Annotated in this window: 8 protein-coding genes; 3 read left to right on the forward strand and 5 right to left on the reverse strand. The window is 64.8% G+C overall.

From position 1 onward, the window contains the following. Positions 1–7 precede the first annotated feature (7 nt). A complete protein-coding gene (locus NP3_RS33490) occupies positions 8–667 on the reverse strand; it encodes an SRPBCC family protein (RefSeq protein WP_063045751.1) in 660 nt (219 codons plus the stop codon). Further along, positions 664–2,358 carry a thiamine pyrophosphate-binding protein gene (locus NP3_RS33495; RefSeq protein ID WP_063045752.1) on the reverse strand — a complete coding sequence of 565 codons (1,695 nt, stop codon included), beginning with the start codon at positions 2,356–2,358 and terminating at the stop codon, positions 664–666. The genes NP3_RS33490 and NP3_RS33495 overlap by 4 nt, the downstream gene beginning before the upstream one ends. A 201-nt stretch (positions 2,359–2,559) precedes the next feature. Here NP3_RS33495 and NP3_RS33500 point away from each other — a divergent pair, with 201 nt between their 5' ends. From NP3_RS33500 to NP3_RS33510, 3 genes are all read left to right on the forward strand, one after another. After that, complete coding sequence (locus tag NP3_RS33500; RefSeq protein WP_040697293.1) at positions 2,560–3,075, forward strand: EXLDI protein; 516 nt, start codon at positions 2,560–2,562, stop codon at positions 3,073–3,075. Positions 3,076–3,234: 159 nt separating this feature from the next. Beyond that, positions 3,235–4,212 (forward strand): ATP-binding cassette domain-containing protein, encoded by a 978-nt coding sequence (locus tag NP3_RS33505; protein ID WP_063045760.1) that lies wholly within the window; start codon positions 3,235–3,237, stop codon positions 4,210–4,212. Then, positions 4,209–4,985 carry an ABC transporter permease gene (locus tag NP3_RS33510; RefSeq protein WP_063045753.1) on the forward strand — a complete coding sequence of 259 codons (777 nt, stop codon included), beginning with the start codon at positions 4,209–4,211 and terminating at the stop codon, positions 4,983–4,985. The genes NP3_RS33505 and NP3_RS33510 overlap by 4 nt, the downstream gene beginning before the upstream one ends. A gap of 53 nt (positions 4,986–5,038) precedes the next feature. Here NP3_RS33510 and NP3_RS33515 read toward each other — a convergent pair whose 3' ends face one another. From NP3_RS33515 to NP3_RS33525, 3 genes are all read right to left on the reverse strand, one after another. Then, positions 5,039–5,746, reverse strand: coding sequence for an anti-sigma factor family protein (locus tag NP3_RS33515; protein WP_063045754.1), 708 nt, complete (start codon positions 5,744–5,746; stop codon positions 5,039–5,041). Then, the gene (locus tag NP3_RS33520) at positions 5,743–6,252 is read right to left on the reverse strand and encodes a sigma-70 family RNA polymerase sigma factor (protein ID WP_063045755.1); all 510 of its coding nucleotides are present in this window, start codon (positions 6,250–6,252) and stop codon (positions 5,743–5,745) included. The genes NP3_RS33515 and NP3_RS33520 overlap by 4 nt, the downstream gene beginning before the upstream one ends. Positions 6,253–6,314: 62 nt before the next feature. Beyond that, the gene (locus NP3_RS33525) at positions 6,315–6,959 is read right to left on the reverse strand and encodes a YqgE/AlgH family protein (protein WP_084509359.1); all 645 of its coding nucleotides are present in this window, start codon (positions 6,957–6,959) and stop codon (positions 6,315–6,317) included. Positions 6,960–7,049 lie beyond the last annotated feature (90 nt).

A 7,049-nucleotide genomic window follows, 5' to 3' on the forward strand; every position in this document is an offset into this window, starting at 1 on the left:
CGCGGCCTCACTTCATCCAGTCGGGCTTGATCGGAAGACCGTTTGCCGCACGGTATTCGCAGATCGCCTTGAGGTTGTCCATCTCGAGCTGGTGCCCGGCGGAGAACATCTCCCAGAAGTCGCCCACCCATACCGGCCGCTTCTCGGGAGCCGTTTCGGGATAGGGGTTTTCGTCGTAGAACGGGTGACGGCAGTTCACCCACAGCACTACCGAACCCGGCTTGTTGAACACCACCTGGGCATCGATCACCCGCAGCAGGTAGATCATCCACAGGTGCTGACTCTGATCCCAGGCGCAGTGGTAGTCGACGGTCATGCCCTCGCGATGCGCGACGGTGCGGGTGAAGATCTTGGTTGCCGGGCCGAGCCGGTCCCAGGCCAGCCACAGACCCGGCTCCTCGGTCTCGACGAAGCCGCGCAGGCTATAGGTCCACTCCTCCAGGCTGCGGGTATCGGCCAGGTATTCCCACACCTCATCCGGCGGCGCGGCGATATACGCCTGCACCGGACAGTATTCGCCGAAGATCTGGTCGTGCGGATACACCGACCGCAGCATGTCCATGATGATCGGAGTGGTCGCGTCCTTATCTGAGTTCTCGATCCGCAGCACGCCGGGGACTACGTCTTCCGGAATGTCGCTGAGGGCGGGGAGGGCGCTTGTTGTCACTGCCTTTTCTCCAATGTATCGAGCTTCTCCAATGTCGCGAGAAACGGGATGAAGGGTGGAACTTCGTCGGGGTCGACGTCGATCGAGATGAATGCCGGCCCTTCGGATTCGACGCATCGCCCCAGTGCGATGGCCAGCTCTGCGGTAGTACGGACGGAGTACGCGGGAAGTTCAGGGAACATGGCATCGATGCCCGCTCCCAGTTGTGTGGGCCGAAACCGGTTGAAGCTGTAGCGATCTTGGTAATAGAGCTGTTCTCGAGTGACACACATCGCGTGCGCGTTGTTGTTGAGCACGATGAAGATGACCGGCAGCTGGTGTTCGATCGCGGTGTGCAATTCCATGCCGTGCATGTAGAACGCGCCGTCACCTGCGACGACGATGGTGCGTCTGGTTCCGGACGGTCCGCGATGGCGTGCGAATGCCGAACCTATCGCGGCGCCGAACGCATAGCCCATCCCGCCCATGCCGAGCGCGACCACGAATCGGCCGCCGCGCGGCACCCGCAAATGGTGCACCACCGCGGCCCCAGTATTGCCAGCATCCGCGAAAACGTCCGTGCCCGCGGGCAATAACGCCTCGATCGTCTCGACCAATTCGCGGTAGCGCACACCGGGTCCGGTCGACTCGGGCACCCGCAACGGCGTCAGAGCATGCGGTGGGTACGGATGGTTCTCTTCGATGCCGTCGGTGAATTCGTCCGCGAGTTCGGCCAGATCCCGCGCGAGATCGGTGCTGGTGGCGTGGATCGCGGACAGATACGGCGCGGCGACACCGATATGCGCGACGGTGCGGTCGGCCAACAGCTCGTCCAACCCGGTGCGCGCGGTGATCGGCATCGGTGTGCCGACGATCAGGCACAGGGCCGCCGAGCGCAATGCCGCTGGCAACTCCGGATGTCCCATAACCCCGGCGACACCGCGGAACGCCGGGTCGGCATTGTCGTAGGTGTCCTTCGCATCCGGGGCGACGCCCACCGACGCATCCAATGCGCGTGCCAGCCGAGCGAGTTCGGCGCGGGCGTCGTCGCGCGCGATTTGGTCGCCTACGATGATCACGATCTTGCCGATCTTGCGTGCCGCGGTCAGCGCGGTGCGCACCCGAGCCAGGCCGCTTTCGTCGCGCCGATGCGTCGGCGACGTCGGCCGGAACGGCGGGGTATCGCCGATATCGCTCTGCTGTACGTCCTTGGGCAGCAACAGGACCGAGGGTCCGCCGCGCCGGGCGGCGGCGACCGCCCTGGACAACTTGTCGGGCAGGTCGGCGGCGGCATCCACCCGTGCGCAATATTGGGTGATCTCCCCGAACATCCGGGCCGCGTCGATGGTGCCCGCGAGCCCGCTGGAGTCCTGGAACGCGCCGTTGCCCTCCTGGGCGGTCGGCGGTTGCCCGACCAGCGCCAATACCGGAACCCGGGACGCGAACGATTCGGCAAGTCCGGCAACGAGATTCATCGCGCCGCCGCCGGAGGTAGCGGCGACTACGCCGAGTCCGCCGGTCGAGCGGGCATAGCCGTCGGCCATGGTCGCGGCCGAAAACTCGTGCTTGGCAACGATTCCCGCGACGTCGTCGGGCGCATCGAATAGCGCGTCGTATAGATCCTCGATATTCGCGCCGTCGACACCGAAGATGTGCTGCACCCCCAGGGTAGAAACCGCTCGAACCAGATAATCTACGACCCTGCTCGGCATCGGCCCTCCTCTCGCAGTGACCTGCCGTGCGCCGAAGGCGAGTACAGGCGCGGTCACGCATCGCGTACACGTGAACTACGAGTTGGACTGCTGAGCGGTTCAATCCCTCGTACAAGATGTACTCCGCGCATGAGGCGGTGGGGAGATTCTTGTGACCCGCCACTGCTTGCGTGTACGTATACATCTACGTATAGTGAGTTCATGCCCAACAAAACGATCTACGTTGCCGACGACGACCTGCCACTGTTCCAGCGCGCGCAGGAGCTCGTCGGCGGCAACCTTTCGGGGGCGGTGACCACCGCACTGCGGCGGTTCATCGAGCTGGAAGAGGGCAGGCTGGAGGGCTACGACGAGGTAGTGCTGCGGGTCGGCCACAACGGCGTGCGTCAGGTCCGCTTCTCCGGCGCCCTATTGGGCGAGCATCGCGACGTGAACGAAGAGCGCATGGAACACGTCCGGGTGTATCGCAGCCGGAAGGGCAAATTCGTCATGCATGCCCAGTATTCGAACTGGGACGAATACCCGCAGAGCACCAACTGGGTCAAGGATCTGACGAACTGGCGTCGCATGCTGGGCGTCGGTGATCAGGACTGGGGCGATTTCATTTTCGAGATCGTCGATTCGCTCGGCGAATTGAAGGGAAAGATTCCGGACAAGCTCTACGAGCGGGTGGCCCAGATCGCCGACCGTCCACCGGTCGAGGAACTGGATATTTAGGGGGACGGCAGTCGGCGGAGCCGACGGGCGGGTAAGAACAGTCGAACTCGATACCAACCGAATACCACCTCTCACAACGCCGCACCGGACTCCGGGCGCGGTGCGGCTGAATCATGCTGTCATTCGCATTGATTTATGAAAATCCTCGAAAGGAAGACCATGACCAACGGTCATCGTGCCCCCGCCATTTCGGCGCTGGGCCTGCGTAAATCGTTCGGTGAGCACGTGGTGCTCGACGGCATCGACATCACGGTTCAGGAGGGCACGATCTACTCCCTCCTCGGCCCGAACGGTGCGGGCAAGACCACCACCGTGCAGATCCTCACCACGCTGCTGCGCCCCGATGCGGGTGAAATCCGCGTCGACGGCCACGATCTGGTCACCGAACCCGATGCCGTGCGCACCGCGATCGGTGTCACCGGCCAGTTCTCCGCGGTCGACGAATTGCTGACCGGCCGCGAAAACCTGGTCCTGATGGGCGATCTGCACCATCTGCCGCGCCGCGAGAGCAAGCGCCTCGCCGCCGAACTGCTGGAGCGCTTCGACCTGGTCGAGGCGAGCGACAAGACCGCGGCCACCTATTCCGGCGGGATGGTGCGGCGGCTGGATCTGGCCATGACGCTGGTCGGCGATCCGCGCATCATCTTCCTGGACGAGCCGACCACCGGACTGGATCCGCGCAGTAGGCGGGCGATCTGGGAAATGATCCGCACACTGGTCGACGACTACAGCGTGACCGTCTTCCTGACCACCCAGTACCTCGAGGAGGCTGATCAACTGGCCGACCGGATCGCGGTGCTCGACCACGGCCGGATCGTCGCCGAGGGCACGGCCGCCGAATTGAAGCGGCGGATCCCCGGCGGACATATCCGGCTGGAATTCGCCGACCAGCCCGGATTGGCCGCCGCGGCAACGGCATTGGGGCCGGAGGCGCGCGTCGTCGATGACGCGGCCGAGGAGGAATTCACCCTCGCGGTCCCCAGCGACGGCGGCGTCAAATCGCTGCGCGCGGTGCTCGACCGGCTCGACTACGAGCAGATCGAGGTCGCCGGACTTTCCGTGCACACCCCCACCCTCGACGACGTATTCCTCACCCTCACCGGACATCCCACCGCCGAAAAGGAGACCGTGCGATGAGCAGCGCGATGGCCTACGCACTCGCCGACTCGAAGACGATGCTGCGGCGCAGCATGCTTCATGCGAAGCGGTATCCGAGCATGACCTTCAGCATCATCCTCATGCCGATCATCCTGCTGCTCACCTTCAACTTCGTTTTCGGTGGCGCACTGGAGAAGTCGTCCGGCGGTAACTACATCGACTACCTGACGCCGGGCATGCTGTTGATGATCCCGGCGTATATGACCGCGGGCGTGGCGGTCTCGGTCTGCACCGACACCACCAAGGGCATCGTGAATCGCTTTCGCACCATGGCGATTTCACAGTCGGCGATACTCGCCGGACATGTGGTCGGCGCATTGATCCAGGCCCTGCTCGGCATCGCCGCCATGGTCGGTGTCGCGTTGCTCGCCGGTTTCCGGCCGTCGGCGAATGTCGTCGAGTGGATCGCCGCATTCGGACTGCTCGGCATGCTCGTCTTCGGACTCACCTGGCTCGCGGTCGGCATGGGGCTGGTCGCGCAGACTCCCGAGAGCGCGAGCAATATGCCCTTCCCGCTGATCATGCTGCCGTTTCTCGGCAGCGGCCTGGTCGGCACCGACACCATGCCGGTCGGATTGCGTCAGTTCGCCGAGTACCAGCCGTTCACCCCGCTCACCGAAACCCTCCGCGGCCTGCTCATGGGCACGGAGATCGGCAATAACGGCATCATCTCCATCGCCTGGTGCGTCGGCCTCACGCTGGTCGGATACTTCTGGTCGACCTCGGTCTTCCGCAAGCAGACCCAGCGCTGAATCATCGAAACCTTCGATCCCCCCGTCGGGTTCGGCGGGGGGATCGAAGTGTGTCAGACCGTGCCCGACAGCAGTGTCTCGCCCGTCGACGCCTTCCGGATCTGCACCGCCTGGATCTGATCCGGCGTCTTATCGAGGGTCCGGTCGATCGTCAGCTCGGTGCCGGGTCCGGCGGGCCACCGATCGAGTTTGGCCTGGCTGCCATCGGTGCCGATGACGTACAGGTCGAGATCCCAGTTGTACTTCTGGTCACTCGGTCCATAGCTGCAGGTCATCACGATCCGGGTCTTGCCATCGGCCTGCACGACCTTGAAGCTGGCCGTCACCGGATTCGGTGTGATCGCCTCCATACTGCGCTCGGCCACAACCTGTTCGGAGCTCGGCTTATCCACTGCGGTCACCGAAGTGACCACCGGAACCGCGATGGCCACCGCCGCGGCAGCCGCAGCGACGGCAGCTCCGACGGCCGCCCACCGACTGCGCCGCCTACGCCGCTCGGCGGCATCGGCGAGCCGGGGCAGCAGCTGTGCGGGGGGATCCGCCTCGGCCACAGGCTTTTCCGGCGGCTCGATCATGGCGAGCGCGGTGTTGGGATCGACCATCGAGAGCAAACCCGGGAGTCCGGCGAGATCGGCAACCGCCGCCCGGCAGACCGGGCAGCCGTCCAGATGCTCTTCGTACTCCCGCCGTTCGATGCGGGACAGGGAGCCGAGGATGTACGGTGCATCCCACGTCGAGTAGTCGTCGGCGATGTCCGTCATTGATTCGTCACCCCCATCTCCTGTAGTGCCAGCCGTAACGCCCGCATGCCGTAGTGCATGCGAGATTTCACCGTGCCCGCCGGGATATCGAGTTCCTCGGCGATCTGGTGGGTGGAAAGGCCTCGATAGTAGGCCCGCACGATCACCTCGCGATGATCGCCGCTGAGTCTGCTCAATGCGTCCGCGACCAGCCATCCGTCCAGGGCCCGGTCGGCCTGGTCCGGAGCGGCCTGCTCCGGCGGATTGTCGGTACGGAATTCGCGCCGATTGCGGGCGCTGCGGTGCTCATCCACGGCGAGATTGCGCGCGACCGTGAACAACCACGCCCGCGCCGATGTCGTCGATTGATCGAGCACGTTGGGGCGCTGCCACGCCCGCAACAACGTCTCTTGCACGATGTCCTCGGCCCGACCTGGATCGCGAACCAAACCGAGCGTGTACCGCCATAGCGCCGAAGCATGTTCCTGATATAGAACCCGCATGAGCTCGGCTTGTTCTTCGGGCATTCGTCACCTCCCGCTCATCCCACGAATCAGGAGGGCCAAAAGGTTCAATGCGCGTAGGCATGTCAATTGCGTTCTAGTTCGATCGGATGTGTCGCCAGGAGAGACAGGGGCAGCGGCTGGCGGCGCAGCACATGGGCCCACAGGTCGGGGCGGCCGGTGCTGATCGGATCCGAGGGCAGCGCAGAAAGCACGATCCAGTCGTTGTTCTGCAGTTCGCCCTCTAGTTGGCCGAAGGTCCAGCCCGCATAGCCCGCGAAGATCCGCAGACCCTCGATCAGCGGAGTTATCTGATCCGGGTCGGCGTCGAGATCGACGAGCACCACGCGGCCATCGATGCGACGCAGTCCACGGACGCCCGCGATCGACGCGCCGACCCGGACGGTGCCCAGACACAGCGCCGCGTCCCGCTTGACCGGGCCGCCGATGAAGAGCGTGCGCGGCGCGGCGGCCGCCTCGGACCAGCGTGGCAGCACGTCGTGCACCGCGGTATCGCTCGGACGGTTCAGTACGACCCCGAGGCTGCCCGCCTCGTTGTGCTCGATGATGTACACGACGGTGCGCCGGAAGGTCGGCTCGACCAGTTCGGTCGCCGACACCAGCAGGGTGCCTGCGCGAACCACCTGCTCGCCCTGCCGGAAATCGCGTCGCCTGCGGTCACCGTGTCCGCCGCGAGTTTTCCGATCGTCCGGGTCATCTCCGCGTGCCACTCCGACATCATCGCACTGGCGCGGGCGGTTCGTCGGTCAAGCGGCGTGGTGGAGTCGCGGATAAGCGGCCAGCGGTACGTAGATCACGGC

Origin of the sequence: Nocardia pseudovaccinii NBRC 100343, from assembly GCF_001613225.1 — a bacterium.
Classification (GTDB): domain Bacteria; phylum Actinomycetota; class Actinomycetes; order Mycobacteriales; family Mycobacteriaceae; genus Nocardia; species Nocardia pseudovaccinii.

Excerpts from the sequence above, each read along its gene's own strand:
- NP3_RS33495 (WP_063045752.1), bottom strand. The coding sequence starts at position 2,358 with ATGCCGAGCAGGGTCGTAGATTATCTGGTTCGAGCGGTTTCTACCCTG.
- NP3_RS33500 (WP_040697293.1), top strand. The coding sequence starts at position 2,560 with ATGCCCAACAAAACGATCTACGTTGCCGACGACGACCTGCCACTGTTC.
- NP3_RS33505 (WP_063045760.1), top strand. The coding sequence starts at position 3,235 with ATGACCAACGGTCATCGTGCCCCCGCCATTTCGGCGCTGGGCCTGCGT.
- NP3_RS33510 (WP_063045753.1), top strand. The coding sequence starts at position 4,209 with ATGAGCAGCGCGATGGCCTACGCACTCGCCGACTCGAAGACGATGCTG.
- NP3_RS33515 (WP_063045754.1), bottom strand. The coding sequence starts at position 5,746 with ATGACGGACATCGCCGACGACTACTCGACGTGGGATGCACCGTACATC.
- NP3_RS33520 (WP_063045755.1), bottom strand. The coding sequence starts at position 6,252 with ATGCCCGAAGAACAAGCCGAGCTCATGCGGGTTCTATATCAGGAACAT.